The following is a 26,322-nucleotide window of genomic DNA, read 5'->3' as shown; positions in this document are numbered from 1 at the left end:
ACCGATCCCGCGTAAAAGCATGAGTGAACTGGAGCGGATGTTTTTGAAAGTCGCCGGTGAAGAATTTGCCAATATGAAGATCGGCGGCGCTGCAGCTTTGGCGTGCCTCCTGGACATGGTTGCCAGCTGGCACGGGAGCCGAGCAGAGATCGGGTTCCACGACTTCGGCCAGCGTTGGTTGATTGAGGGTAATGCGAAGAGCAAGCCTGTCGATCGCTTGCTGCGTGACCTATTCGGCCTGAGTGATCCAGACCCGAGGAAAGCCGCATGAAAAAGCGAACGTACATCGGTAAAGCCTTGGGGGATACCGAGTGGTTGTTGGAACAGTGGGGCTTTTGGCGGATGGATGGGATGGGCGTACCGAGGTATGTGTCGCCTCTCTACGCGCTGATTCGCGACAACACGCAGTGCCATGGAGAAGTGAAGGAGTACTCAGTGACCGATGACCTGGCGCTGGTGTTGGATGGAGCTGTCGCTCGACTAACGAAGCGGGATCAGCAGATGGGAAATTTCATCTGGCTTTACTTCGGCGCTAAATGGCCGGCACTGAGGATCGCCCGGGAAAATGACATGGGTGAGGCGAAGGCTCGGGAGGTTATAAAGGCCGGAATCGCTTGGATTGATTCTGCTCTGGAGACGATTCGAGAGGCTGCGTAAAAAAATCTTTCCACGCGGATAACGACCTGTTTTCATGGCACGGTGTTCAGCTGTTTCTGCGCGACACCACAGTGAAAGCCCGGCCATTGCGTCGGGCTTTTGCGTTACTGGCTGTATGATTCTCGCTTTCACTCAAAAGGAAGTAGAGATGAGCACCACTTACGCGCTAACCCTGGTTGCAGCGACAGCCATCAAAGACGACGTTGGTCTGTTGGCCGGACATAAAAATCTGTGGCAAGTCGATTACCAAGGAAAGCTTGTCGCTTACTGTGCAGACAAGAGCCTTGCTGATCGAATTGCACAAGAGGACATGTATCGTCCAACAATTGGCGGGACAGGCAATTTGTTTGCCTATCCTTCGACCGATGCGCCGGTAGCTCTGTGTATTGGCACGGTCAACGCAGCACTGAACAAGTAGACCACGTACTGCTTATCAAGCCTCGCCACAGTGCGGGGCTTTTTTATGTCCGCCGTCCTAGGACAAAGGACAGGAGCTAGCACGAATGACCCTCACTGTCGACGCCAGGCTGATCGAGATCGCTCAGTGTCTCGCAGCCACGGCATCGCAGTGCAAGGAAAGCGGGATGCCTAAGCTCGCTGAGACATTCGCCAAGGCTGCTGCTGACCTCCTGGCACAAAGCATCAAGAACACCGAAACACTCCACTAGCAGATTTCCCCTGATACCGCTCCCCGGCGGTCTTGGCGCCTCACACGGCGCCTTTTTTATTCCTTGGAGTCACACCATGGCCGAACCTGCGAGCACTACTGCTGCCGGGATGCTACTGGCCAAGTACGGCATTATCATCGCGGGCTTTGCTGGTGCGATCCTCTCGCTGACCTTCCTGCAGGGCTTGACCCGCAAGCAGGCGTTCTGGGCCTTCTTCACTGGCTTCAGCTCAGCGATCTTTTGTACACCGCTCGCCATCAGCTTCTTCAAGCTGGAACCAGGCGGTGAAACTCAGTACGGCGTCGCATTCCTGATTGGCCTCCTGGCCATGAACATCATTCCCCTGTTGAAGAAAGTAATGCCGGGAGTGTTTGGCGTCACAGGAGGTCAATGATGCAAACCATCCTGCAGGTCGTCGACGCATTCCTTTGTGTGCTGGTAGTGATTGCCGCTGCCGAGTATCTGCGCCGCGTGCGCCCCATGGACGAGCCACTGCTTAGCATCTCGTTCTATCTGGTGGCCATTGCCGCGTTCGGCAGCTTCATCATGAACATCAAAGGTCACCCGGTCAGCCCATTTACGATGGTGATGCACGCCGCGGTGATTCTTTACGCAATCGCCAAGCGCGGTCACATCTGCAGGTGAATCCATGTCCCGCAAGGTTTACCTCACTGCCTATCACCCATGGTGGTTCCGCCTGTACGTGGTAGGGGTTTACACCTTTGCCTACCTGACAGGGCTTGAAGTCGACGACGACAAGCTGCATGCCCATGGAAGAAGGGCGACCCGGTACCGCGAGATCGAGCCGCACGAAGATCAAAGAAGCGAGGCTGAATAACATGGGGATGTGTGATCCAGATGGATACAGGAATCAGCAGGAGCAGATGAAGGCTGCCGCTGATGCTGCGCTCGCCGCGCAGTACCGCCAATGCGGAAAAGAACCGCCCGATCATTGTAAGCCGCCATTCATTGAGGGCGAGTTTGAGGTCATTGAAGAGCCCAAGAAACTGAACGTATCTTCAGCGTTCTTTGGCATGGGTGACCCGGCAATGGATAAATTGCTCGGCAGACCAGAATGACTGAGAAGACAACGCCAGACTGGGAGCGCATTGAGCAGCTCTACCGGGCTGGCCTGCTCTCGCTGAGAGAGATCGCCATCGCATGCCCTGGTGCAAACCATGTGGCCATTGCGCGGCGTGCCAAGAAGTTTGGATGGGTCCAAGACTTATCGGCCAAGATCAAGGCGAAGGCTGAAGACATTGTAACAAGGCAGGCTGTAACAGAAAGTGAAACAGCTGAGCGTGCTGTTACAGATCTCGCAGTCATCGATGCCAACGCGCAGGCGATCGCCAACGTCCGCTTGGCGCATCGCACTGATATTCGCCGCTCGCGTCGGTTGGCCAACAAGCTGCTTGACGAGCTTGACTGCCTGACCGACAACCGCGACCTGTTCGAACAGCTGGGCGAGTTGCTGCATGAGCCTGATGATAAGGGCATCGACAGGCGCAACGATCTGTACAGCAAAGTCATTAGCCTGCCTGGGCGCTCCAAAACCATGAAGGAACTTAGCGATACGCTGAAGACGCTGGTTACGTTGGAGCGCCAAGCGTATGACCTTGAAAGTGCGCCTGAAGACGAGACCATTGGCAAGATCACTCGAATTATCGTCAAGCCGCAATGAGAAACCTTAGCCTGCCAACGGCCGCAGTATTCGAGCCGCTGCTGGAGCCTGCCCGGTATAAAGCTGCGTGGGGAGGCCGAGGCTCAGGCAAGTCACACTTCTTCGCAGAACACCTCATTGAAGACTGCATGGCGGCGCCAGGTGAAAGCGGTGAGGGGATGCGAGGCGTCTGTATCCGTGAGATCCAGAAGGACTTGAGCCAGTCATCCAAGGCGCTGCTTGAGTCGAAGCTGAACGCTCACAGGATCACTCAGGCGGATGGCTTCAAAGTTTACAGCGACGTCATCTCTACTCCGGGCGATGGGCTAATCATCTTCAAGGGCATGAACGACTACACGGCGGATTCCGTGAAGTCCCTTGAGGGGTTTAAGCGTGCGTGGTGGGAAGAGGCTCAGACGGCTACTCAGCGGTCTTTGGACCTGCTAAGGCCAACGATCCGTGCGCCGGGCTCTCAGCTTTGGTTTGGCTGGAACCCGCGGCACAAGAAAGACCCGGTGGACAAAATGTTCCGGGGGCTCGAGCTGCCGACTGGCGCAGTGGTGGTCAAAGCGAACTGGCGCGACAACCCATGGTTCACCGCCGAGCTGGAGCAAGAGCGCCTGGACTGTCTCCGCTTGCAGCCTGAGAAGTACGACCACATTTGGGAAGGGGGCTACGAGCAAGTGCATGAAGGTGCATATTTTGCGCAGGCCCTGACCAAGGCGAAGGCAGAGAACCGAATCGGCCGAGTTGCTGCTGATCCGCTGATGACCATCCGTTTGTTCGCTGACATCGGCGGCACTGGTGCAAAGGCCGACAACTTCGTGTTCTGGGCTGCCCAGTTCATCGGCAGAGAGATACGCGTCCTCGACCACTACGAGCAGCAGGGTCAGCCACTTGAGGCGCACCTGAACTGGCTCAGGTCGAAAGGCTACTCACCGGACAAGGCGCAGATCTGGTTGCCGCACGACGGCGACACGCAGGACAAAGTGCATGACGTGTCGTACCGCTCGGCCTTCGAGGCTGCCGGCTACATCGTCACAGTCATCCCGAACCAGGGCAAAGGCGCTGCGATGCTTCGTGTAGAGGCTGGTCGCCGCCTGTTCCCGGCCATGTGGTTCGACGAGACGCCAACCCAGGCTGGTCGCGAGGCCCTTGGCTGGTATCACGAAAAACGAGACGAAATCCGCGGCATTGGCCTGGGTCCTGCGCATGACTGGGCCAGCCACAGCTCAGACGCGTTCGGCCTAATGTGCATCGCCTACGAGCAGCCGTCCGCTACGGCGCCGGCCCCAATCAAATACCGAAACCGAGTGATCGCATGACCAAGATGACCGACGCCGAACTGGTTTCCTATCTCAGCGATGAGGCGCGCCAAGCTCACCTGTTCAACGATGGGGAGCTGCAAGAAGAGCGCGTCATGGCTATGCGTGCGTACACCCGCGAGCCATATGGCAATGAGGAGGAGGGCCGTTCTGCTGTCGTCGCCTCTGACGTGTTCGATGCGGTCGAGGGCATGCTGCCGGACCTGATCGAGGTGTTCACCAGCTCAGAAAAGGCGGTGGTCTTTGAGCCAGTCGGCCCCGAGGATGAAGAAGGCGCCGAGCAGGTCACCAACGCCTGCAACTACGTGTTCTACAAGCAAAACAACGGCTTCCTGATCCTCTACACCGCGCTCAAGGATGCATTGCTGCTCAAGACTGGCGCCGTTAAGTGGTTCCACGAGAAGAAGCGCGTCCCGACGTTCACACGTTACAACGGCGTCGACGAGATGCAGATCGCGCTGTTCCTGCAGGACAATCCTGAGGCCGAGATCGTCGAGCAGGAAGAGGCTGAGCTGTCCGAGGAGGAGGCCCAGCAGTTCCAGCAGATGGCCACTGAACAGTTCCAGATGACTGGCGCCATGCCACCGGTGCCGCGCCGCTTCAACGTGAAGGTCAAGACGATTCAGGAGAAGGGCTATTGCTGCGTTGTGGCGATCCCTCCTGAAGAGCTGCAGGTTTCGCGCCGGCACGACTCGCCTCTGCTGAAGGACTGCCCTTACGTCTGCCACGTCACTCGCCGTAGCGTGTCTGAGCTGCGTGAGATGGGCTACGACGTAGAAGCGTCCGAGGTCAGGGCTGCGACCTACGAGAACGTGACCGACTACCGTGAGAACAACGGTGGCCGCTTCGATGACTGGGAAGACGAAGACCCGGTAGACCAGACCATGGTCCGTGGCTACCTGCGCGACGAGTACGTGCTGGTCGACTACGACGGTGATGGCATCGCAGAGCGCCGCAACATCGTGCGCCTTGGTGACCGCATCCTGAAGAACCAAGAGTGCAGCCATGTGCCGATCGCGGCCTGGACGCCGTACATCATGACGCACGCCTTCAACGGCATGTCCGTGGCGGATCTGGTTGAAGATTTCCAGCGCATTCACACCACGATCATGCGTCAGCAGCTCGACAACCTGTACTTGGCCAACAACCAGGAAACCATCGTCACGATGGACTCCCAAGGCAACCCGCAGGCCGATATCGATAGCCTGCTTAACCGTCGCCCTGGCGGAATCATCATGGAGAAGCAGCCAGGCGCTGTGCGTCCATACACCGAGCGCTGGCAGGGCATCGAAGCTATGCCGATGCTTGAGCAGCTGCAGGGCGAGAAGGAAAACCGCACCGGCTGGACGCGATACAGCCAGGGCCTTGATGGCGATAGTCTGAACAAGACTGCCACCGGGGCCCAGATGATCATGAACGCCAGCCAGAAGCGTATGAAGCTGATGGCCCGCATCGCCGCCGAGTGCCTGGTTGCGCCGATGTTCCAGGGCATCTTCAAGGTGCTGACGGACAACGGCATGGAGAAGCTGAGCTACCGCCTCAATGGCAAGTATGTGCAGGCTGACCCGCAAGAGTGGCGCGATCAGTACGACATGACGATCAACGTCGGCATCGGCACTGGTGATGTGCAGCAGCAGAACCTGTTCCTGCAGCAGATTGCTCAGACTCAGGCCATGGTGGCTCAGTCGCCATTCGCCAAGGCGCTGATGAGCCCTGACAAGTTCTACAACGTGCAGGCGCGACTGGCCGAGAACGCCGGCTTCAAGAATCCAGAAGAGTTCTGGGTCGATCCATCCACCGCTCCGCAAGAAGCTGAGCAGCCGCCACCGCCAGACCCCAAGGTGGTGCTTGAGCAGGAGAAGCTCAAGAACGAGCAGATGAAGACCCAGGCCGAGATGGTGCAGAAGTCCCAAGAGGCCGATAAGGATCGTCAATTCAAGGCATCCGAGGCCGAAAAGGACCGCCAGTTCAAGCTGGAGATGGAGCTTCTTCGCCTCGATCACGCCGCCGCACACGCCCATCGCGACGAGGAATACCCGAATGGCCAGTGATGCCGACATGGCTAGCCTGCAGCCAGGCTCTGGTATTGGGGCGGTAATTCGACAACTTCTCGCCGGGCATCCAGCCCAAGCGGTAACGCCAGCTCCAGGGATATATGACTATGGCTATGGTCAGCGCTGGGTTGAGCCTGGATCTGGGGAAGTGCCGGCGCCGAAGGGCATGGGGTGGCTTGGGCCCATGCGGAATCATGATGGCGTGAGTACGGAAATTAGCGTAACGGACGACGAGGGGCGCACTTTCCCGTCGATGGTCCCGGGGATGACCCAGAAAGAGTTCGGGTTGCTGGGATCTGGACGAGTGCCAGACCTACTGTATTCCAAAGCCGCCGACCATGCTGAGGCTCAGAGGAAAATCGGACGTGGCCCCTACTTCGATAACAACTTCCAGACAAATTGGCAGCCCGGTGACAAGCTCCCGGGCCCATATCGCGGGAGCTACGAACAGTGAGCAATGACGCGGATCTACTTGACCAGCAAGGCCGTGGACAGGTTGCACTTCAGCTGCTGGAAAACGAGCTGTTGAAAGAAGCGCTGGACGCCATCGATCGCGAAGTCATGGAGCAGTGGATTGGCTGCCCGGCACGCGACAAGGAGGGCAAAGAAGCGCTCTGGCAGCTCATCAAGACCAGCCGCAAGTTCCGCGAGGTCCTGACTGGCTACATCGACACCGGCAAGCTGGCCGCGCACAAGCTCAAGCAGTACGAAGAGCAGGGCCGGATTGCCAAGCTGTTCCGCCAATAACAACGAATTCAACTACAGCCCGCCTTGAGCGGGCTTTTTTATGCCCGTCACACGGGCGAACTGGAGTGAGTGATGGACACCAACCAAGAAAGTGGAGTGTCGCTGGATGACGTATCCGAGCTTCTGGATGAGGCGCCCGAGCAGGTCGAAGAAGGCGAAGTAGCCGAGGCCGAAGAACTCCCCGAAGAGGGTGAGCAATCCGAAGCCACGGAAGAAGACGACGGCGAACTGGTCGAGATCGAGGGCAAGGCCTATCGGGTTCCCAAGGAACTCAAGGGCATGGTTCTCATGCACAAGGATTACACCCAGAAAACCCAAGAGGTAGCCGATCAGCGTCGGGCTGTTGAGGAGCGCGCGCACGCTCTTGAGCAGCGCGAGCAGGTGTTGGGCGCCTCCTTTGAGAAGGCTGTCGAGTTCCGCCAAGTGCAGGATCGGCTAGCCCAATTCGAGGCTCTGGACTGGAACGCGTTGGTTGATGCGGACCCGGCACAGGCCCAAAAGCTGACCATTGCCTATCAACAGCTTCAGCGCGAAGCGCAAACCAAGTTCTCAGAACTGCAGCAGACCCAAGCCCAGGCGCAGCACCTGACGGAGCAACAACGTCAGCAAATGCTCACCGAGGCTCAACAGGATCTGCACGCACGCCTGCCGGGCTTTGGGCCGCAGACCGCTCAGCAGATTCGCAAAGCAGCTGAAGAGCATTACGGCATCAAGCCCGAGGAGCTGAATGGCCTCGTAGATGCCCGCCACGTCCACATCCTGCATGACGCCATGAAGTGGCGGGAGCTTCAGGCCAAACAGCCTCAAGCCATGCGGAAAGTCGCTGAGGCAGCCCCGGCAATCAAGCCGCAGGCAGCCCCACAAAAGCCCCGAACCAATCAAGCCGCCTTCGACCGCCTGAAAAAGAATGGCCGTGTCGAGGATTTGGCTGCTTTGCTCTGAGGAGAGTAAGCCATGACCCAACCTACCAATACCTTTGACTCCTACGACGCCATCGGTAACCGCGAAGACCTGCAAGACAAGATCTACATGGTCTCGCCAGAGAAAACCCCGATCGTCTCCGCCATCGGCCGCTTCAAGGCTACCCAGCGCCTGCACGAATGGCAGCGCGACAACCTGGCTACTCCTAACAAGGACAACGCCGTAATCGAAGGTGATGATCGCACCGGCACGTCGCTGACCCCGACTGATCGTGTGGCCAACACCGTGCAGCTGTTCGACAAGACGGCTGTGGTGTCCAGCACCCAGGAAAAAACCAAGTCTGCCGGCCGCTCCAGCGAGATGAAGTATCAGGTCTCCAAGTGCATGGTCGAACTGAAGCGCGACCTGGAAGCAATGGTTCTCTCGAACAACCCGGCCGTTCAGGGCAACAGCACCACCGCGCGCAAGTCGGCCGGTCTGGGCGTGTTGCTGTACTCCAACACCAGCCACGGCGCCGGTGGCTCGACCACTGCCCACACTTCGGGCCTGGCCACTGTTGCACCGGTCGCAGGTACTGCCCGCGCCTTCGCTGAGGCCCAGCTGAAGACCGTGATGCAGAGCATTTACACCAACAGCGGTGAAATGCCGACCATCATCAGCATGACGCCAAGCCACAAGGGTGGGTTCTCCGCGTTCACTGGTATCGCGCTCAACCGCGTCAACCTGAAGAAAGGCGGTCAGGCCACCATCGTTGGCGGTGCTGACGTGTACGTGTCGGACTTCGGCGAATTGACCGTGGTTCCTAACTACATCCAGGCCACCGCCAACAGCGGCACTGTGTTCATTCTGAACCCGGAATACGCGGGCATTGCGTACCTGGGTGGCTTCAAGTCGGATGCGCTGGCGAAAACCGGTCACACCGAGAAGGAGCTGGTCTCGGTCGAGGCGGCGCTGGTTGTCACCTCCGAGAAAGCGCACGGCAAGATCGCTGACCTGACTCCATAATCACTCGATGATGAGGCCCGCCCTGGGCAACTGGGGCGGGTTTTTTAATGCCTAAATTTTCCGAATACGACCCACAAACCGGCGTTAAGACAACCGTTCACGACCTCGGCGACAAGATCGTGTTCGAGAAGTCGTATGACGCCGAGCCATTCCTCGAGCGCGCAAAAGAGATGCGCGCAGAAACAGAGGGCGAGAGCTGGGGCGAGATGCGGCACATCGGCTTCATCCCCAATGCCGTACTGGGAACCATGATGCGCCAAGACGGTGGCATTGACCAAAAGCGCCTGGTCGCATGGCTCAAAGCCAATCCAATGATGGCCACCTTCAGCAAGGCACTCAAATGAATTACGCCGATATCAGCGAGAGGGTTGCAGACTGGATCAACCGCGGCGACCTGTCACCGCGCATTCCAGACTTCATCGAATTGGCAGAAGAGCGCATGAATCGCGCGTTGCGCGTGCGTCAGATGGAGTCATCGCTTGTCGCAACGGCGATCACGGATAATCTGATTACGCCCGCGGCTGATGTCATCGATGTAAAAGCCCTCTGGGTGCCGAACTATGAGCGCACGCCGCTCAAGCCTCAAGGACTTGAGTCAGTCATCGCAGGCGGCTATCAAGGCACGCCGACCATGTACGCATGGGATGGTGCGGATCTGCGGTTCGATGGCGCTGGTAGCGTGCAGGGCGTGCTGTATGTGCGCATCCCTGCCTTGGCCACAGCCGCCACGAACTGGGTCAGCGAAGGCCCGTGGAGCCTGTACCTGTGGGGTGCACTGATGGAGGCGGCATTGTTCGTCAAGAATGCCGCTGACGCGGCGACCTGGGAGGGTCGGTTCCTTCAGGTGATCGACGAACTGCGTGGCAATGACCAGCGCCGTTCTGGTCCTATGGCTGCGAGGGCGCGGTGATGATTCCACTGCTCGGTTTTGCGCCAGATGCGGACCTGACAACGCCTGGCATACTCACGTCGTGCTCTAACCTGATCCCCTATCAGAACGGCATGGAAGGAGCTCCAGAGCCTGCAACTCCTGCATCAACGCCTGTCTTGGTGGCAGCCTGCAATGGTGCAGCCGTGGTGACCAAGCTGGACGATACGCGGCGAATTATCGCCGGAACAAGAACCAAACTTTACGAGCTGTCCGCCGGTGCCTGGGTCGATATCGGCCGAGTTGCTGCCTACACAGGCGGTGTGGATACTCGTTGGTCTATCACTCAGTTCGGTGACGCGACACTCTGTTCGAACCGCTCAGACGTAATCCAGCGCTCAACAGGCGCCTCGTTTGCGGACGTGGCCACAGCGCCAAAGGCTGAAGTTCTGTTCACGGTTGGCGCTTTTGTAATGGCGCTGAACACCAATGACGGCTCGGAAAAGCCTGATGGCTGGCATTGCTGCGCCGCATTCGATGACACGTCGTGGACGCCAAACCTGGCGACGCAGGCCACCTCGGGGCGGCTAGTTGCTACTGCGGGCAGGCTCACTGCCGGGATGCGCCTTGGTGAGTACGCCATCGCCTACAAAGCTCGTTCGATCTACCTTGGCCAGTATGTTGGCGCCCCGACAGTGTGGAACTGGATGCAGGTCCCTGGCGGCGAGGCTGGCTGTATCGGCAAAGAAGCCATCTGCGACATTGGCGGTGCGCACTTCTTTGTCGGTGATGACAACCTGTGGATCTTCGACGGCACCCGCCCAGTTCCAGTCGCTGATGGCTATGTGCGGCAGTATTTCTTCGACAACTCAAGTCCTTCTTATCGCTACCGGACTATCTGCGTGTTTGATCGGCAGAAGAACCTTGTGTGGGTGTTTTATCCATCGCTTGGCGCCACAACGCCAGATTCGGCGCTTGTCTATCACATCACCGCCAAGAAGTGGGGAGTCGCCAACCGTAGCATCGAGGCGGCCCTTAATTACGTCGCCAATGGCGTAACCATTGATGGGCTTTCTGCTATCTCGCCAACGATCGATGGGCTGGTCTCGTACTCGTTCGATTCGCAGTTCTGGCTGGCCGGCGGAAAATCTCTGTCGATTTTCAATACCTCGCACCAGCTCCAAGCGATGACCGGAACGTCTGTGTCCAGTTCGATGACAACTGGCGATGTAGGCGACGATGACGCTGTTACCGCGCTCAACAAAATCCGCATGCGGTATGCCATGGCCCCCACTTCCGCGTCAGTGCAGACCTTTATCCAAATGAATTCCGGCGTTGGCTTTACGTCAGCCGCTGCGGGCGCCGTACTTGATGGGAAATTTGACCTCCGGCAGTCAGCGCGGTGGCATCGGGCATCATTTAGCTTCACTGGGCCGGTAAGGGTGACGCACATGGATGCTGACCTTCAGTCGGCAGGAGGTCGCTGATGAAGCTCAGAACAACCCCTACGGTCGCGACAACTGATCCAGTCCTGCAGCGTGAACTGCGCGAGCATGCCACTCAGGTCAACCTGATCTCCGAGGGCAGGATCGCCGGGTTCTACGCTGCGGCAACCGCCGCACCCACTACCGGTCCGTGGATGCAGGGGGATTCGATGATGAACTCGGCGCCCGTAGAGGCTGGTACAGCAGGTTCAAAGTACGTAATCGAGGGCTGGACCTGCGTTGCATCCGGCACGCCTGGCACTTGGGTGCAGCGCCGCTTCCTGACGGGTAACTGATGAACAAACTGATCGTGGTTCCCACAACGCACATCGATGTGGCCTGGAAAGAAGGCGCGCATAACTTGGGTATCGCTTGCGCCACCTCTGGCGGAGAGATCACAGGTGACCAGCTGAAGATGATGCTCAGTCGTGGCGAGCGAACGCTTGTCAGGCTCGATCACGACACGAATATCGTCGGCTGGGCTGTCGTTGGGGTAGAGCAGCTACCGAACTTCCGCGTCATGTACGTCTATGAGCTGTACGCCCCGCATGGCCATTTTGATGAATTCTTTGATGAGCTTGGCAGCATGGCCAAGTCTTTTGGCTGCCTGCGCCTTCGTTGCGCCGCAGCTCCAGCCCAAGCACGCCTTTATCGACAGCGCTGTGGTTTTGCGCCTGTCTACCAAGTCCTGGAGGTCGAACTGTGAATATTGATGACTTGCACGAACAGATCAACGCAGAGTTCGGCGGCCCGGCCATGGGGGCTCTGCCGGCCTTCGTCGGCGACGTGATTCGCCCGCATAAGGGCGGTGGGTCGAGTAGCTCTACAACTCAATCCATCCCGGAAGAATTGAAGCCGCTCGCCACGGCATACAGCAACAAAGCTATGGATTTGGCAAACCAAGGCTATCAGGGCTATGGCGGCCAGCAGGTTGCCTCTCCGAACTGGTATCAAAACGCAGCCACCGACATCATCAAAAATCGCGTGATGTATGGCGATCCGCTGATGGATCAAGCCAACAGCACGATGCAAAACGCGCTGGCCTCAGGCAACGCGGCGACAGCCAATCCAGCTGGTTATGCCAGCAACGGTGGAGCCAACCAATACGCCGGCTCCAACCCGTATCTGCAACAAAATATCGATGCGGCCATGGGCGACATCACCCGCAACTACAACGATGCGGTAGCGCCAGGACTGACTACGCAAATGGTTAGCTCTGGCTCGTTTGGCAATACCGGAGCCCAGGCCAGCACGCAAAACGCACTCAATGACCTGACCAAGAATCTTGGCAACACCGCTTCTGGCATGCGCATGCAGGACTACACCACGCAGCAAGGTTTGGCTGAAAGCCAGATCAACAGAAACATGCAGACCAGCCAGTTCAATTCGAGCATGGGCAATGACTACGCATCGCGTAACGATCAGATGAAAGGGCAGATGCTTAATCTGGCACCGACCTATGGCAACCAGGCGTTCACGAATGCAGCCCAACTGACGAACGCCGGCAACGCATACCAAGACAACCAGCAGCAACAGCTTGATGCTCTGTATCAGAACTGGACCGACCAGCAAAACGACCCATACAAGAAACTCGCCGCGATGTCGGGAGTGTTCGGCTCAGGGCTGGGTAATACCGCAACCACCAAACAGTCCGGGGGTGGCAAATGAGCTTCCTGGGAGATGTTGGCAGCTTTGAAATGTTCAACCTTGGCGCCATGGGCAACCAAGTAAAGGACAACCCGGCTCGCCTGTTCTATGGATCTGCTGACCCATTTTCCACCAGCATGTGGAACAAGGTGCTTGGCACCAATGACAAACCGCTGGTTGACCAGTGGGGCGGTGCCGCGCCGCAACGTTATGAAGAAGCCCAGGAGGCCGGCATTAATACCGGTCCTGGCAAGTCCATGCACACGGTGGCCAAGGCCATTGCTTCGATGTTTGCAGGTGGTGCGGGTGCTGGTGCTATGGGTGGCCTGCTTGGTGGGTCGGCCGGTGCCGCGGGAGGTGCTGCGAGTACAGCCGGGACAGCTGGGGCGGCAGGTGCCGGCGCTGGAGCCGGGGCGGGTGCTGGTGCATCTGCGGCTGGTTACGGCATCGGTCAGCCTTTAGTCACTGGCGGTATGGGCAATGCAGCCTATGCAGGCGGCGTCCAATCCCCTGGCCTGCTGAGCTCCATGGGGACCAGCCTGTCAAACTTCAGCACGGCTGCCAAACCCTACATGGACGCCGCAAGCACCGGGCAAAAGGTTTACGGTCTGCTGAATCAGGGGCAGGGCCAACAACAGGCATCAGGGCCAGCACCACGACAGCCAGACGGCGGGATGCAAACGCTCACCCAGCTTGCGCAAGGCCAGCCCAACCCATTGATCGCCCAGCGTCAGCAGTACGCGCAGCAACGCCGCGCGCAGAGAGGGTATTGAAATGCCTGACATGAATGGACTTCTTGACTTTGTACAAACACCGGCTGGCCAGGGGCTGCTCGCGGCTGCGTTTGGTGCGGCGGCAACTGCTGGACGTGGCGGCCCGGTCAATACCTTGGGCGCGGCCGGCCTGTCAGGTATCGCCGGGTATTCTGCGGCCAGTGCCAACGCGCTGAAACAGCAGAAGGCTCAGATGCTCCAGCAGCAGCGACAAGCAATCCCGACCCTGTATGGGAAGGGCGCCGATGGTGGAGACACCTTCGACTGGAAGTCGGCGGCGGCGCTTGGTCTTGCCCCCGATGAAATCGCAAAGTTTGCCCAGTTGCCCCGGGCCGGGATGAGCAAGGTGGCGCGCACCGTAGACATCCCGAGCGCTGACGGCGGCAAGCAGACCATGCAGTACGATGAATACGGCCAACCAGTGGGCCAGGCCATCGACTCATACGTCGCGCCGCAGCTGGTCGACACGGGTGCAGCCAAGCAGTTCGCCATTCCGAAGGCCGGGCAGAGCTTTGCCATGGGTATGTCGCCGGGCGAGAGCGCGGCCAATGCCCGTGGATGGGCCGGCATTGTGAACCAGCATCAGCAGAATGCCACGATGCAGGATGCCAACAATGTCCAGCGGGAGGCTGGTCGCATTCAAATTATTACCGGCCCTGACGGAAACAGCTACCGAGTCGACAAAGGCACAGGCCAAGTCTCGCCCATAGTTACGCAAACCGGTACGCCGTTTCAGGACGGCGCGTCCTCCAGGCTCACGGAGTTTGAAGGCAAGAGTACGCTGTATCTGAGTCAAATGACCGGGGCAGAAAACGTTCTTGATAAACTCGCCAGGGCGGCTACCCCTGCGCGCGTAGCACTCGCTCGTAGTCCTTACACCAATGCACTTGCTAGTGGGGAAGCCCAGCAAATCGCCCAGGCACAAGAGCAATGGGCCGAGGGTTTTTTACGCGCCAAGACGGGCGCGGCTTCAACGCCTTCTGAAAAAGCTGAAAACCTCCGAACCTTTTTTCCAGTGGTAGGCGACAGCGATGCGGTGATCGCGCAAAAGAAGCGCGCTCGCGAGCAAGCGGTCATAGACATGCGAATTCCTGCAGGTCGTGGTGCAGAGCAAGCCGCGCAGCGGACCGCGCAACCTCAGGCGCCTATGGCTGCGCCACAAGCGGGCGCATTCGCTGACCCAGACAAAGAAGCCCGTTACCAAGAGTTCAAACGGCGTCAGGGGCAATAAAACATGACCGAACAGGAAGAATTCGAATTCCGTATGCGCCTGGAGCAGGAACAAGCTGTGCAGTCCTCTGGAGAGCCTCCGGCCCAAACGGCTCAATTTCAACCGCAGATTGCAGAACATCCTCAGGCCGCGCTCGCGCCACCTGACCGCCTAAAAGAGCGTAATTGGCTGGAGCGCGGAACGCTGGGGGCTGGCAAGGCTGTTGCTGATTTGATGGAAGGTATCGGCCTTGGCGGTGTTCTTTGGCCTCGCGGGTGGCAGCGCGCCCCTGGCGCAGACGATGATTTGATGTCTGACCCGGCCGGGATCGGCGGAAACATCGGTGGGCAAATTGGGCTGGCCTATCTTGGCGGCCGCGGCTTGCAGGCTGGCGGTAAAGCTATCCAGGCAGCGAGTACTGCTCGCACGATCCCTGCGCTTAAAACGGTGGGCGGGTTGCTGGAGACCGCCGGCAATGCCGTCATTAATCCTGCGAACTACAAACAGGCTGCCGGAGCAGGTGCGGCATTTGGCGCGCTATCCCAGCCAGGTGACATTCTTGACCGTAGCGCTAATTCGCTGACTGGCGCAGTTGGTGGTAGCGCCGGGCTTGCTGTTGGTCGTGGCGTAGGTAAAGTGGCGGGCGGTGTCAAAGCCCTAATAACACCAGATGCACCCATCGAGATGGAAGTTTCGGCCAAGCTTTCCCAGAAAGGTATCGACTTTAGTTCTTTGCCGCAGGCTGTGAAGGATCAGGTCATCAATATCGGCAAGAAGTCCATGGAAGACGTGGAAAACCTTGACGCTACCCAGCTTGGGCGCATGGCAGACTTCAATGCGCTAGGGATTAAGCCTACGAAAGGCTGGCTGAATCGTGATCCTAAACAATGGTGGCAAGAGAACACGCTGAACACCGTTGACGATCAGATGCAAAAACGCTTCGTGGATGCAAACCGGTCGCTTCTGTACGGGGTGCGCAAAGGCACCGGTGATGCAACGGATTATCAGCGCGGGCAGGTCCTGCAAAAATCCGTTAGTGACTATGACGCAGGGCTAAAATCCAAGGCAGACAGCCTGTACCAAGCTGCACGCAATACTGCCGGCCGCGACATCCCGCTCGACCCGCACAAGTTCGTCAATGACGCATCCGTAGAGCTTGATCAGCAGATGCTTGGCTCGAAACTACCAGCCGACACCCTGTCCTGGTTCCAGAAGGCTACTGGCGGCAAGGAACCGTTCGACATGGGTACGGCTATGCAGCGCCTGCAAGCGCTGAATGGTCGAATTTACAGTACGAATGACAGGGCAGAAGCCGTAGCGCTTGGGATCGTAAAGAAACACTTGATTAACGCGATCGATGCCGGCGAGTCAGCGCCTTTCAACACAGCCCCCGGCATGCGCAGCCCGGCATCTACTTCTGGGGCCTCCAGCCAGCCGTTCACCGCGGCGCAAATCGGCGGCCACCCAAGACCTCCCGGTGCTACGCGGGCCGCCAGTGAAGGCGCAATGGTGCCTTTCCAAGGTGGCGTTGGCCCTGCAACTGGAGTCGCAGAGCAGGCAGGCGAGCAAACAGCGCCGGGTATCGCGGAGGCATTCCGCGCCGCACGTTCCGCCGCTGCTGACAGATTTAGGTTCCAGGAAGCCAGCCCTCTTATCGAGAAGATCCTGAAGGGCTACTACGCGCCGGAGGATCTGCCGGATATCGTCGGGAAAATGAAGGTCGATCAGCTCAAGGGTCTTTCACAACTTGAGCGGGACCGCGGCGTACCCATCATGAGTTCCCTGCGTGATGCTGCCCAAACCTACATCCGTGATTCTGCTACGACGCAAGGGGAGACTGGAGGCTCCTTCACCATTAATGGCATGCGCAAGGCGCTCGACAAAATCGGACCGGAAAAGGGTAGGGAGCTGTTCGGGAAGGCAGGCTGGGCTGACTATCAGCGCATCCTCCGAACCGGCGGCAGCATTATGAATCCGCCAATGAAGCCTGCTGGCTCTACCACCGCATCGAATGCGCTGCGGTTCATCCAGGCGATGCCAAATATTCCAGGCCTGAATGGATTACTCAACATGACAGTCACTGCTGCCGGCAAGGCCAAGCAGATGTCCGATGTGGGCTCAGCGCTGAACCCTCCGCTGAATATCGTTGTTCCGCGAACTCCACAACCAAGCCTGTTACCGCTGATCACGGCACCAGGCCTGCTTGGAATCACGGAGCAGTAACGACTTAGTCCTCGTCGGGATTGATCAGAACGAACTTCCTGATCCTGCTGCCCTTAGGTAGGTGTTTTTTTGCCAGGAACGTCAACCAGTCTTCAAGTCTGACCAACAGTTGCACGCCGATGAAAACGGCGGAAAGCTGAAGTATTTTCAATAAGTGCTCGTCCACCACCAAAACCTCCAGGGTGTAACGCCCTCACTCAACAAGAGCCCGCCTTGAGCGGGCTTTTTTATTGGGATGAAAAAACATGCCTATCCCTTCTTCAATCAATGACCTTTCGACCACTGCTGGCAGTAACAGCCCGGCTGGCTCCGAATCTCCATCATTGATCGACGACTACCTGCGCACCTATGCATCTTACATCGCCTTGTTGCGCGATGGGGCGCAAAGCAATTCATTCAATTTTGCTGCGGGCGGAGGTTCGGCCAACGCGATAACGGCTACTTACTCGCCAGCGATCACCGTGCTCAGCGACAGCACTGTGCTTCTGGTTAAGGCTGCTGCGCCGAACACTGGCGCTACGACCTTCAGCCCGAACGGCCTGACTGCAAAACCAGTGGTAAGTCTCGCACATACTGCGCTGCTTGGCGGTGAGATCGTTGCAAATGGCGAGATCTGCCTGCAGTACAACTCAAGTGTTGGCGGCGGTTCCTGGATCCTGGTTTATAGCAGCGGCGGCGCGCTTGCCGTCCAGCAACAACAGACTACCTCCAAAAATCTTTTCTTGAACCCGGTTGGCGCCGTCAACCAGCGAGGATACGTATCTGGCACCGCGACGATTGCGGCCAATCAGTTCACCATTGATAGAATGAAGGTCGTTGTTTCTGGGCAGAACCTGACTTTTACGGCGAGTGGGATTGGATTCATCATGACTGCGCCCGCTGGTGGCGTTGAACAGGTTCTTGAGGGGAGCACGATCGAGGGCGGGGTTTACACGCTGTCATGGACTGGCACTGCAACGGCCGCAGTAAATGGTGCTGCAGTCACAAATCGAGGCCAAACCGCCTCTTTAACTGCCGGCTCAAATGTGACTATCAGATTCACAGGCGGCACATTCACGGCAGTCCAGTTTGAGCTTGGCTTAATCGCCACTCCTATCGAAAAGCGTATCTACGCAAATGAACTGTTTCTCTGCCGAAGATACGCAAGACAACATCAGCTCAATGCTTTTGGTTATGTGCAATCAGGTTTTGGTGCTCAAGATATTACCCTGAGCCTGGAACCGCCTATGCGGGCGACACCAACCATTACGATTATTTCGCCGATTACCATCTTCGATGGTACTAACGGCGGCCGCACGATCACCGGAGTAACCGCCAATAACAGTGTCGATTCTGCAATAAAGTTTCAGCCGGTGATTGCTGGTGGAGCATTCCCAACTGCAAGCTTCCCGCTGATTACCTACGGTGGCTCAGTTCTAATTTCAGCAGACATTTAGGAGTTTGCTCATGTACAAGCTTTCAGGGTCAGACTCCGTTATCAGGCTGATTGATGGGGCGTGCATCCCATTCGATGACGGGAATATTGAATATCAGGAATATTGTGCCTGGTTGGAACTGGGGAACACCCCAGAGCCACAATTTTCAGAAGCAGAGCTGGCGGCAATGCAGTTGGCTAAAGACGCCGAAACAGAAAACCTCTGGCGCGCAACCGAGTTGGTTGTGATTTCCCGTCAACTGGAGGCAATTGAAGAAGGTGAGGCAGATGAGTCGCCGCCGGACCTTCTGCCAGGCACCAAAAAGCAATGGCTGAAGTACCGAGGCCAAGTGAGTAACTGGAAAGATGGCGCAGACTTCTTCCCTGCTCTTTCACACCGTCCGGTTCGTCCTGTGTGACGCCGAGGGAGAGTTATGCCAATCACCGCGCAGCAACTGCTGAAGATTCTCCCGAACGCCGGCAAACAAGCCGGCGGTTTTGTCTCTGGAGTTTGAGAAATGCGCACATCACAAAACGGCATCGCCGTGTTGAAGTATTTCGAGTCATGCTCGCTCAGTGCCTATCCAGATCCAGCCACCGGCGGTGCGCCTTGGACAATAGGCTGGGGGCATACCGGGCCGGAAGTGGTGCGTGGACTCGTCTGGACCCAGGCCAAGGCCGATGCCCAGCTGCTGGCCGATCTGGCTGAGCGGGAGATGTCCGTATCGTGTGCGGTCATCTCCAGTATCAATCAGGGCCAGTTCGATGCGCTGGTGGCGTTCGTCTACAACCTAGGGCATGGCAATTTCGAAGGATCGACGCTGCTGAGGCTGGTGAATGCTGGCGACATGGATGAAGCCATCGAGCAATTCCCGCGTTGGAACCGTGCGAACGGAAAACCGATGCGTGGCCTGACACGCCGGCGCGCGGCCGAAGCTGCGTTGTTTGCTGGCAAGACTGCCACCCAGGCCATTGCCATTGGAGTGGCTGCAGCATGAACACCATCCTGCTCAGGATCCTCCCTTATATAACTGCGCTTGCTCTGATGGGCGCTGCGCTGTTCGGCGCCTATCACCACGGTGTGTCGGTCACTGAAAGTCGCTGGCAGGCAGAGTGGAATGCCAGAGACGCCAGAGACGCACAGGCCCGGACAGATAACGAAGCCGCTGAGCGCGCCAAAGAGCAAGCCCGCCAACTCTCCATCAACAAGGCGATCCAAGATGGTCAACGCACGATCGATCAACTCACTGCTGATGCTGCAGCTGCTCGCGCTTCTGCTGACAGCCTGCGCGGGGCAGCCGACGCCCTTGCCGCTCGACTCGCAGCCAGTCAAGCCAGCGGCCATTCCTGTACTGCCGCCACAAGCGCGGCAGCTACCCGCGCCGCAATGGTGCTTGCCGACGTGCTCAAGCGCGCTGACCAGCGAGCGGGCGACCTGGCTGAAGGCGCTGACCAAGCCCGAGCCCGGGGATTAACCTGCGAAGCGGCATATGGAGCTATCACAAAATGACAACTATCCTGCAGATTCAGCTGCAAAGTGTCTAATTCGATGGAACTCTGTAGCTACTTGGGATTGTTCATTTGTTCATGGAGAAAATCGCGACATGAAGTACGTCAAATATTTTTTTGTCGTCATTAGCGTTGCAAGCCTGTCGAGCTGCACTGCTGATATGGTTTCTTCTCCAAACTCTGGGTCTGCCTACGCCCCTGTAAACGAAAGCTCGAGATCAGGGATTGTGAAGTACTTGAACGACGGAGCGGAGTATGTTCGCAAGCAGCGCCGCGAGGATGCCTATAAGAAGATGCATGACGCTTGCAACGGCCAATACAAAATAGATGCTGAGGGTGCAAACGCGGAGGGAGGGTCAGTCATACATTCAGGCCCCAGCAGTTTCTGGATGCAATCAAACTACTGGTACATTCAGTTTTCATGTGTCTGACGTCATCAAGTCATTAGCCCTAATGATTTAAGGAGGAAGGCACACTCGACTGCTGCAGCGCATGCTCAACGAATTGTTGCCATCACCGACGCTGGACACCAATGAAAAATCGTGCTGTCGGCATGTCTGGCAAGCGTGTGGAGCGTTTATACAGATATACTGTAAGCGGTCTATTCCGGTAATCGTAGGCCGCTCATTACCCACGACTACCGCATAATAAAATCTGATCTCACTCAGAGACAATGCCCAACTCGCAACTAACCATTTTTATAAAAGGATGAGTGGACTTTTGCTGAAACTGCCAATGTGATTTGGCTGGATCTCTTAAGTCGTAATCGCTAAGAAGATATAAACCGGGATATTCACCGACGGTAGTATGGAAATATTCGCTGAAGGAGGAGCCGCAACCGTTGCAGTCTCGAGTGTCCTTAAGTTGTTCCAAAAGGGTTGCCAGCTTCTTTTGGTCGTTTTTTATTTCCGCGTCAAGCTCCCACTGAAAATCAGTCCATGGGCCGCCGTTAATATTGTCTTTAACGGTAACAGTCTTTGGACATATCGCAGCATTAGCGGGTTTTTTGTACTGTTGATCTGGCTTGTTTGGTTCGGGCTTACAGATTTTGCATAGATGCATATTGGCTTTCATCCAATTTTCAAAAGCGATTGCATACTGTGTTTGGCTCCTTGCCAAGCACTCAACGACATCTGCTTCTTTTTCTGCATCTACCTTTGCCTCATGTCCTAGGGGAAGGTTACTGGCTTCGCTTCGATTTTGTCTGACTGTTTCACTCCAATTAACATTTGGAGAAAGCATCGTGTGGATGTCAAAACCACGATTTGAACGCATAACTCCATCCAAGTAGTAGTTATTTCGGAAGGTGCCATCCTTAACCTCTTTGAAGGCTCCTTCTCCTACAGAAACCTTGTACAGCCCGGGGGCGGTACAAGGTCCGCCAGTTGCTACGATGTAGCCGTTCTGTAAACGAAAATCTAAGCCGTCTGCTGTTCCGATTGCGCCGTTACTTTTATTTGCCTTCGCTGTATTCGGCCCACCGGCCGAAAAATTTGACTCCAGCTTCGCAAGGGCTTCCTCTCCGATGGTTCTATCATCAAAAAATCTAACCACCCCAGTCAGTCCAGAGTTATTGGCTTTTTTTAATAATCCACTTTTTATGGCTGTTTGATATAATAAATCGCAATCCGCTGACAGTTTGCAAGCCTTAATTGTTATTACTTGCCCTTGTCTTTGTGCTTGAACTATAGAGTTGCTGTCCAGGAAGTACTGGGAGGATGCCCATTCTCCATCGTAGTACTCTTGTATCAGCTTTAAAGTACCACTGGCACCTGTCAGGCTCATTACGCCAATTCCGTCCACCGCGCCATCTCGGCACTTGCCAGACCAAGATGCGGAGCTGATAGATGCAAATTTTTCAAGATTTACCTTGCAACCCTCGTTAGTTATATGTGGGACGGATGTCGCGCCGAAAACAATCGGGCTTGCTATCCATAAAAAAGCAGTCAATAGGATTTTCATAAACCGCTCCCCGAGGAAGTTACATCGGTGAGTGTAGACGCGTTTTTCGCTAGGTTTGACCGGACGGGGTTGCGCATGCTCATGCGGATCGGTCGGCGCTATCGAAGGTTTTCGCTCAGTCACTCCGGCGTCATCATCACCGCCAGAGTGATCTTAATGAATTCCTCGTTGCGGTCGATCGCTTCCAGGGCACCGCGGACGTTTTCGGCAACCTCGGTTGCACCGCGTTGCTCGACCCAGTTGGATAGCTCCATGATGGCGGCTTCAAGGGCGAGCTGGTTTTCGTTGAGCTTGAGCAGTAGAGAAGGGAGCAAGTCTGAGTTTGGCATGGATTACTCCGTGAAATAGGAAAGCGTAGCAGGCACAAGGGTAGGGTGGGGTTCGGCAGAACGCCGGAGATTGGAAATGCTAGGGGTCGAGGGATTTCCGAGTGACAAAGTCACTCGACGTTAAACGCTGTTGGGCATCGTTGCAGCGAGCGCCCGGTCAGGAGTCATGGTTTCAGCGGGTTGTAGCCCCATCTGCTTGCATGGGGTGCTAGGGGTCGAGTGTTCGAATCACTCCGTCCCGACCATATTTTCTGATTAAATTCAGGCACTTAAGCCGATCAGCTAGATCGGCTTTTTTGTGTCTGCGCAAAACCCGCGCAAAACTGGCGTAAAACCACATATTCAGAAATCCGTGCGCGTCTGTGCGGTAATCAATGCTAGGTCGCTAACCCGTGCGACCACCATGCAGCTCCTTTCAATACCATCGCGACCAGGTCATTGCCGTCTGACCGACTGAACGCTCAACGTACCCGAGTTTGCGGTTCTGCTCGCCGGCACCTGGCCTTTTCGGATGTAGTTACGGAACGCTTTAGGGCAGGGAGGTCCGCCATTCTCGCCCCAGCGCCGGGCGGCAGAAGGTGGTGATTGGGCAAGCCGTTCGTCGGAGCTGGCGCACGATCAGCACATTGAAAAGTCGATGAAGAAGCCCAAAAAATAAAACAGGTTTTTTATGCGACCACTAATCCTCGATTTGCCGAATGGGCGTGAGCTCGCAAATGAACTTGATTTTGCAATCGAACAGATGATGTCCATCCCAGTAGGACTGATTGGTGGCGCTCAGTGGCTCGCGGCATCCACCAGGCAGCAGCAAGCCTTCCAAAAATGGCGCGAGTATCTTCAGCTCATGGCTGATGGGCGGGTAGTTGTCGATACTCTGAAAGTCGCCTAAGTCTCTGACGCCTTGTAGTTTTAATGTAAGCTCCAGTTCCGTGGCGGCCTTCAGTCCAGGTGATCAAGGATCTTCACCAGCAACAGACGGCAGTTCTTCACATCTCCACCAGCCTTCTGCCAACCATCGGCGTCGAACGCTACCTGCTCAGCCTGGCCGGCTGAAGCCATTCCATACTTCAAGGGCGGGAGTCAGGCGGATGCCGAAGTCGTAGAGCTCGGACTCCCCCCCAAGATTTGAACATCAATGGTAAGCCGCTATCGATGAAGATGAATTCAGAGAAATGCAGGCATCTCTACTCCTCAAGAATCTTCATAAAAATCAGCTCCGGATCACCAGGATCAAGATTCTCCACTACACCGCTAGATTGGTATCCAAGCTGCGAGAGCAATTCCCGCATGGGTGTGTTGGACATGTTGGTCGAAGTAAAGATCTTTTTGGCAGAGGAACAATGCTCTAAGTGAGCAACGATCTTCCTGCCTATCCCGCATCGTCTGTGTGCATTCGAGACGACCACGAGCGGAACAAACCACTCACCGAAAAAACTTTTATCCAGGCATCCGTAGCCGACAGGGGCAGCGAGATCGTCCGCATCACAAGCAACCCAGCATTCACTTTTGCTAATAGCTCTTGCAATTTGCCTCCGACGACCATGGTCGTTTTCCGCCAAAGAATCCACGCGCACCAGCCATTTAAAGTCGCTGAGGACAGCCTGTCTAATTTGCCAACTCATGATCGCAATCCCTACGGTCAAATCCAGAGTTTAATTCATCATCGTTGCCATGAATGCCATTGCGCCGGGAGCTTACCTGCTGCCGTTCCCACCGTTCGCCAACAGGGTTTGTGGTGTAATGAGATACGTTCTTAACGAGTGGGTGCTATGGAAAAGGCGTTTCGAAATCCGTTGTTCTTAACCGGGCTGCCGCTGGTGATCTGCGGCATCGCTATCACCGCGCCAGGTCTCTGGATTCCCGGTTTGGCATTGATGGTTGCTGGCTGGGCGAAGGGAAACAAGCGATCTTGACTTCGTCGCCGCCACCTCTTGTACGCCTGCCAGAGCCTGTTGAGGGCGGGGTGCTGTCAAAGTGATATTAAATTGAGTAAAAAGTCTGAATTTATTGGATCCAATCAGCTAGAATCTGATGACCCGCCTGACTCTGGCTCTTTACCAGGCACGGATTGCTAGGCCAGAGTTGGGCGGGCTCCTAGGTCCTGCTTTCACCCCGGCTTTCTTATCGCCCACCGCTTGTCCAATACCGGGCACTCGACCGTGGTGTGACGCTCTCACGTTTATGCACCGATCAACTGTGCACGAGAAGGGAGAGCCACCATGGAAATTGACGAGAGCGCACCCGGCAACAAATCACAACAACGCGAAACACGTACAACGGACAACGAAACGGGTCATGACTCGGGCTGGAACGATTACGAAGTTCCACTTCCGCCCGACGATGAATCTCCCGTCGATGAAGATATGGCTGACGCACAGACGACTCACTCTGAAGCCGGGAGGAATGGGCACGTCGATGATCCTGATGCCGACCCACAGATGAACGAACAGGATGAAGACGAAAGGGAGCAGCGCAGCGTGCCGGCGAGTGATCCTGAATCCGGTGCCTGACAAGTTAGAAGCATTCCGATTGCCCGCTCAAGCGGGCTTCTTTATGCCTCAAATTCACCTGTAGCCAAGGCATCCCTCCGGGCCGGGTGGACGTCGATAGCCGGATTGTGTGATGTACGGAAGCAACAGCGACAACCCGCACAACCTGCACGCCAATGTTCCAGGGTGGCATGGGAATGGATCTGCGTTGCAAAGCACCACGCAGCCAACAGGTTTACTGGTAACAAAACCCAGACTATTTATGATCCAGTAACCACCTTTAATCGTGGAAGCAGCACGCCACACTTTCACCAAGTTAAAGCCCGGCATTTAGCCGGGCTTTTCTAGACTGCAAAACACCTTCAATCACTCCCGCCTCAAGGCCGCCAAATCCCCACATCCTTCGCATCCACCGATTTAGGCAACAGACCCGCGGCAAAAAAAGCATCGGCGATTTTCTGTTGCTCACCCAACTCATCGCTTTTCACCGGCTGCACCTTGTAGCTGCGATGGCTGTTGGCGGTCTCGACCGTTTCCAGGCCAAGGTTGCCCCACAATGGGCTCAACACCTGGGCGGCGTCACGGGGATTGGTTTTTACCCAGTGGCCGGTTTTTTCCAGTTGGTCGTAAACCACTTTGAGTACTTGCGGGTGGGCCTTGGCGTAGTTGGTGCTGGTCAGGTAGTAGCGTTTGTAGCTGGCCAGGCCGGCGCCGTCGGCCAGGGTGCGGGTGGGCAGTTGCTGTTGGGCGCTGGTGAGGAAGGGTTCCCAGGTTACCCAGGCGTCGACTTTGTTGTTTTCGAACGCGGCGCGGCCATCGGCGGGTGACAGGTAGGCCGGTTGGATGTCCGAAAACGCCAGGCCGGCTTTGGTCAGGGCGGCGATCAGCAGGTAGTGGCTGCCGGCGGCTTTGGTGACGGCGACTTTTTTACCTTTTAGATCGGCCAATTGATGCAGGGACGAGTCCTTGTGCACGACGATGGCCTGGGCTGACGGCGAGGGGGCTTCCTGGGCGAAGTAGGTGAGTTTGGCCTGCGCCGCTTGGGCGAAAATCGGCACGGTGTCGGCGACGTCGGCGCTGATGTCGACATTGCCGACGTTCAGCGCCTCCAGCAGCGGCAGGCCGCTAGGAAACTCATGCCAGCTTACGTCGATGTTCTGTTCGGCGAGGGTTTTATCCAGAGTGCCCTGGGTCTTCAGCAGGGTGATGAGGGTCGACGATTTTTGGTAACCGATCCGCAGCGTTTCCCGAGCCTGGGACGGCAATGCAAAAGACAGGGCCAAGGCCACGACCAGTCCGGTCAGCAGTGGACGACGGAATTTCGCTTGAGCATCGTTGATGGGTTTTGACATGGCACGCTCGCTATTCGGCAAGAAA

General features: G+C 56.6%; 33 protein-coding genes and 1 tRNA gene. 30 read left to right on the top strand and 4 right to left on the bottom strand.

The features are described 5' to 3' along the window. The first annotated feature begins 19 nt into the window (after positions 1-19). The 27 genes from KVG88_RS06410 to KVG88_RS06280 all read left to right on the top strand — a co-directional run bounded on the left by KVG88_RS06410 (position 20) and on the right by KVG88_RS06280 (position 20,166). Positions 20-271, top strand: coding sequence for a hypothetical protein (locus KVG88_RS06410; protein WP_437179931.1), 252 nt, complete (start codon positions 20-22; stop codon positions 269-271). Beyond that, entirely contained in the window at positions 268-657 is a 390-nt protein-coding gene (locus tag KVG88_RS06405) for an antiterminator Q family protein (protein WP_217870787.1), read from the top strand. The genes KVG88_RS06410 and KVG88_RS06405 overlap by 4 nt, the downstream gene beginning before the upstream one ends. A gap of 148 nt (positions 658-805) precedes the next feature. Beyond that, on the top strand, positions 806-1,075 hold the full coding sequence (locus KVG88_RS06400) for a hypothetical protein (protein WP_217870785.1): 270 nt from the start codon (positions 806-808) through the stop codon (positions 1,073-1,075). A gap of 85 nt (positions 1,076-1,160) precedes the next feature. Next, positions 1,161-1,325 carry a hypothetical protein gene (locus tag KVG88_RS06395; protein ID WP_217870783.1) on the top strand — a complete coding sequence of 55 codons (165 nt, stop codon included), beginning with the start codon at positions 1,161-1,163 and terminating at the stop codon, positions 1,323-1,325. 76 nt (positions 1,326-1,401) lie between these two features. After that, positions 1,402-1,719 (top strand): peptidase M48, Ste24p, encoded by a 318-nt coding sequence (locus tag KVG88_RS06390; protein ID WP_217870781.1) that lies wholly within the window; start codon positions 1,402-1,404, stop codon positions 1,717-1,719. Continuing rightward, positions 1,719-1,970, top strand: a complete 252-nt coding sequence (locus KVG88_RS06385; RefSeq protein WP_225933855.1) for a hypothetical protein — start codon at positions 1,719-1,721, stop codon at positions 1,968-1,970. The genes KVG88_RS06390 and KVG88_RS06385 overlap by 1 nt, the downstream gene beginning before the upstream one ends. Positions 1,971-1,974: 4 nt before the next feature. After that, positions 1,975-2,163: a hypothetical protein gene (locus KVG88_RS06380; protein ID WP_217870777.1), complete on the top strand. Its 189-nt coding sequence runs from the start codon at positions 1,975-1,977 to the stop codon at positions 2,161-2,163. 46 nt (positions 2,164-2,209) lie between these two features. Further along, positions 2,210-2,404, top strand: coding sequence for a hypothetical protein (locus KVG88_RS06375; protein WP_217870775.1), 195 nt, complete (start codon positions 2,210-2,212; stop codon positions 2,402-2,404). Further along, positions 2,401-3,006, top strand: coding sequence for a hypothetical protein (locus tag KVG88_RS06370; RefSeq protein ID WP_217870773.1), 606 nt, complete (start codon positions 2,401-2,403; stop codon positions 3,004-3,006). The genes KVG88_RS06375 and KVG88_RS06370 overlap by 4 nt, the downstream gene beginning before the upstream one ends. After that, positions 3,003-4,310 carry a PBSX family phage terminase large subunit gene (locus KVG88_RS06365; protein WP_217870772.1) on the top strand — a complete coding sequence of 436 codons (1,308 nt, stop codon included), beginning with the start codon at positions 3,003-3,005 and terminating at the stop codon, positions 4,308-4,310. Before KVG88_RS06370 ends, KVG88_RS06365 begins: the two co-directional genes overlap by 4 nt. Beyond that, entirely contained in the window at positions 4,307-6,361 is a 2,055-nt protein-coding gene (locus KVG88_RS06360; RefSeq protein ID WP_217870766.1) for a portal protein, read from the top strand. Before KVG88_RS06365 ends, KVG88_RS06360 begins: the two co-directional genes overlap by 4 nt. A 453-nt stretch (positions 6,362-6,814) precedes the next feature. Beyond that, complete coding sequence (locus KVG88_RS06355; RefSeq protein WP_217870765.1) at positions 6,815-7,111, top strand: hypothetical protein; 297 nt, start codon at positions 6,815-6,817, stop codon at positions 7,109-7,111. Between the two features lie 72 nt (positions 7,112-7,183). Further along, positions 7,184-8,053, top strand: coding sequence for a hypothetical protein (locus KVG88_RS06350; protein WP_217870763.1), 870 nt, complete (start codon positions 7,184-7,186; stop codon positions 8,051-8,053). Between the two features lie 12 nt (positions 8,054-8,065). After that, positions 8,066-9,037 (top strand): SU10 major capsid protein, encoded by a 972-nt coding sequence (locus tag KVG88_RS06345; protein ID WP_217870761.1) that lies wholly within the window; start codon positions 8,066-8,068, stop codon positions 9,035-9,037. Between the two features lie 47 nt (positions 9,038-9,084). Continuing rightward, complete coding sequence (locus KVG88_RS06340) at positions 9,085-9,381, top strand: hypothetical protein (RefSeq protein ID WP_217870760.1); 297 nt, start codon at positions 9,085-9,087, stop codon at positions 9,379-9,381. After that, positions 9,378-9,947 carry a phage adaptor protein gene (locus KVG88_RS06335; protein WP_217870757.1) on the top strand — a complete coding sequence of 190 codons (570 nt, stop codon included), beginning with the start codon at positions 9,378-9,380 and terminating at the stop codon, positions 9,945-9,947. The genes KVG88_RS06340 and KVG88_RS06335 overlap by 4 nt, the downstream gene beginning before the upstream one ends. Next, entirely contained in the window at positions 9,947-11,392 is a 1,446-nt protein-coding gene (locus tag KVG88_RS06330) for a hypothetical protein (protein WP_217870755.1), read from the top strand. The genes KVG88_RS06335 and KVG88_RS06330 overlap by 1 nt, the downstream gene beginning before the upstream one ends. Beyond that, positions 11,392-11,685 carry a hypothetical protein gene (locus KVG88_RS06325; protein ID WP_217870754.1) on the top strand — a complete coding sequence of 98 codons (294 nt, stop codon included), beginning with the start codon at positions 11,392-11,394 and terminating at the stop codon, positions 11,683-11,685. The genes KVG88_RS06330 and KVG88_RS06325 overlap by 1 nt, the downstream gene beginning before the upstream one ends. Further along, the gene (locus KVG88_RS06320) at positions 11,685-12,095 is read left to right on the top strand and encodes a hypothetical protein (protein ID WP_217870753.1); all 411 of its coding nucleotides are present in this window, start codon (positions 11,685-11,687) and stop codon (positions 12,093-12,095) included. Before KVG88_RS06325 ends, KVG88_RS06320 begins: the two co-directional genes overlap by 1 nt. Beyond that, positions 12,092-13,057 (top strand): thioredoxin domain-containing protein, encoded by a 966-nt coding sequence (locus tag KVG88_RS06315; protein ID WP_217870751.1) that lies wholly within the window; start codon positions 12,092-12,094, stop codon positions 13,055-13,057. The genes KVG88_RS06320 and KVG88_RS06315 overlap by 4 nt, the downstream gene beginning before the upstream one ends. Continuing rightward, complete coding sequence (locus KVG88_RS06310; RefSeq protein WP_217870748.1) at positions 13,054-13,809, top strand: hypothetical protein; 756 nt, start codon at positions 13,054-13,056, stop codon at positions 13,807-13,809. Before KVG88_RS06315 ends, KVG88_RS06310 begins: the two co-directional genes overlap by 4 nt. Before the next feature lies 1 nt (position 13,810). Then, positions 13,811-15,040 (top strand): hypothetical protein, encoded by a 1,230-nt coding sequence (locus KVG88_RS06305; RefSeq protein ID WP_217870746.1) that lies wholly within the window; start codon positions 13,811-13,813, stop codon positions 15,038-15,040. A 3-nt stretch (positions 15,041-15,043) separates the two neighbouring features. Continuing rightward, positions 15,044-17,242 carry a hypothetical protein gene (locus tag KVG88_RS06300; RefSeq protein ID WP_217870744.1) on the top strand — a complete coding sequence of 733 codons (2,199 nt, stop codon included), beginning with the start codon at positions 15,044-15,046 and terminating at the stop codon, positions 17,240-17,242. A 245-nt stretch (positions 17,243-17,487) separates the two neighbouring features. Beyond that, complete coding sequence (locus KVG88_RS06295; protein WP_217870742.1) at positions 17,488-18,678, top strand: hypothetical protein; 1,191 nt, start codon at positions 17,488-17,490, stop codon at positions 18,676-18,678. 10 nt (positions 18,679-18,688) lie between these two features. Continuing rightward, complete coding sequence (locus tag KVG88_RS06290; protein WP_217870738.1) at positions 18,689-19,075, top strand: hypothetical protein; 387 nt, start codon at positions 18,689-18,691, stop codon at positions 19,073-19,075. Between the two features lie 99 nt (positions 19,076-19,174). Continuing rightward, complete coding sequence (locus KVG88_RS06285; protein WP_217870734.1) at positions 19,175-19,654, top strand: lysozyme; 480 nt, start codon at positions 19,175-19,177, stop codon at positions 19,652-19,654. Further along, the gene (locus KVG88_RS06280; RefSeq protein ID WP_217870732.1) at positions 19,651-20,166 is read left to right on the top strand and encodes a DUF2514 family protein; all 516 of its coding nucleotides are present in this window, start codon (positions 19,651-19,653) and stop codon (positions 20,164-20,166) included. Before KVG88_RS06285 ends, KVG88_RS06280 begins: the two co-directional genes overlap by 4 nt. 659 nt (positions 20,167-20,825) lie before the next feature. Here KVG88_RS06280 and KVG88_RS06275 read toward each other — a convergent pair. Together KVG88_RS06275 and KVG88_RS06270 are read right to left on the bottom strand one after the other, a co-directional pair. Continuing rightward, entirely contained in the window at positions 20,826-22,127 is a 1,302-nt protein-coding gene (locus tag KVG88_RS06275) for a hypothetical protein (RefSeq protein WP_217870727.1), read from the bottom strand. Positions 22,128-22,246: 119 nt separating this feature from the next. Next, positions 22,247-22,456: a hypothetical protein gene (locus KVG88_RS06270; protein ID WP_217870726.1), complete on the bottom strand. Its 210-nt coding sequence runs from the start codon at positions 22,454-22,456 to the stop codon at positions 22,247-22,249. A 176-nt stretch (positions 22,457-22,632) separates the two neighbouring features. Between KVG88_RS06270 and KVG88_RS06265 the strand changes: the two genes are divergently transcribed. Further along, a tRNA-Ser gene (locus tag KVG88_RS06265) sits at positions 22,633-22,701 on the top strand. 939 nt (positions 22,702-23,640) lie between these two features. Here the strand turns inward: KVG88_RS06265 and KVG88_RS06260 are convergent. Then, positions 23,641-24,078 carry a GNAT family N-acetyltransferase gene (locus KVG88_RS06260; RefSeq protein ID WP_217870725.1) on the bottom strand — a complete coding sequence of 146 codons (438 nt, stop codon included), beginning with the start codon at positions 24,076-24,078 and terminating at the stop codon, positions 23,641-23,643. Between the two features lie 147 nt (positions 24,079-24,225). Between KVG88_RS06260 and KVG88_RS06255 the strand changes: the two genes are divergently transcribed. Then, positions 24,226-24,369, top strand: a complete 144-nt coding sequence (locus KVG88_RS06255) for a hypothetical protein (protein ID WP_217870718.1) — start codon at positions 24,226-24,228, stop codon at positions 24,367-24,369. A 306-nt stretch (positions 24,370-24,675) separates the two neighbouring features. Continuing rightward, positions 24,676-24,966, top strand: a complete 291-nt coding sequence (locus tag KVG88_RS06250; RefSeq protein ID WP_217870716.1) for a hypothetical protein — start codon at positions 24,676-24,678, stop codon at positions 24,964-24,966. A 356-nt stretch (positions 24,967-25,322) separates the two neighbouring features. On the opposite strand, the gene KVG88_RS06245 is transcribed toward KVG88_RS06250, so the two are convergent. Continuing rightward, positions 25,323-26,297 carry an aliphatic sulfonate ABC transporter substrate-binding protein gene (locus KVG88_RS06245; RefSeq protein WP_217870715.1) on the bottom strand — a complete coding sequence of 325 codons (975 nt, stop codon included), beginning with the start codon at positions 26,295-26,297 and terminating at the stop codon, positions 25,323-25,325. Positions 26,298-26,322 lie beyond the last annotated feature (25 nt).

It is taken from the genome of Pseudomonas azerbaijanoccidentalis, assembly GCF_019145495.1.
In the GTDB taxonomy this organism is placed as follows: domain Bacteria; phylum Pseudomonadota; class Gammaproteobacteria; order Pseudomonadales; family Pseudomonadaceae; genus Aquipseudomonas; species Aquipseudomonas azerbaijanoccidentalis.
This window is presented reverse-complemented; position numbering and strand designations above follow the sequence as displayed.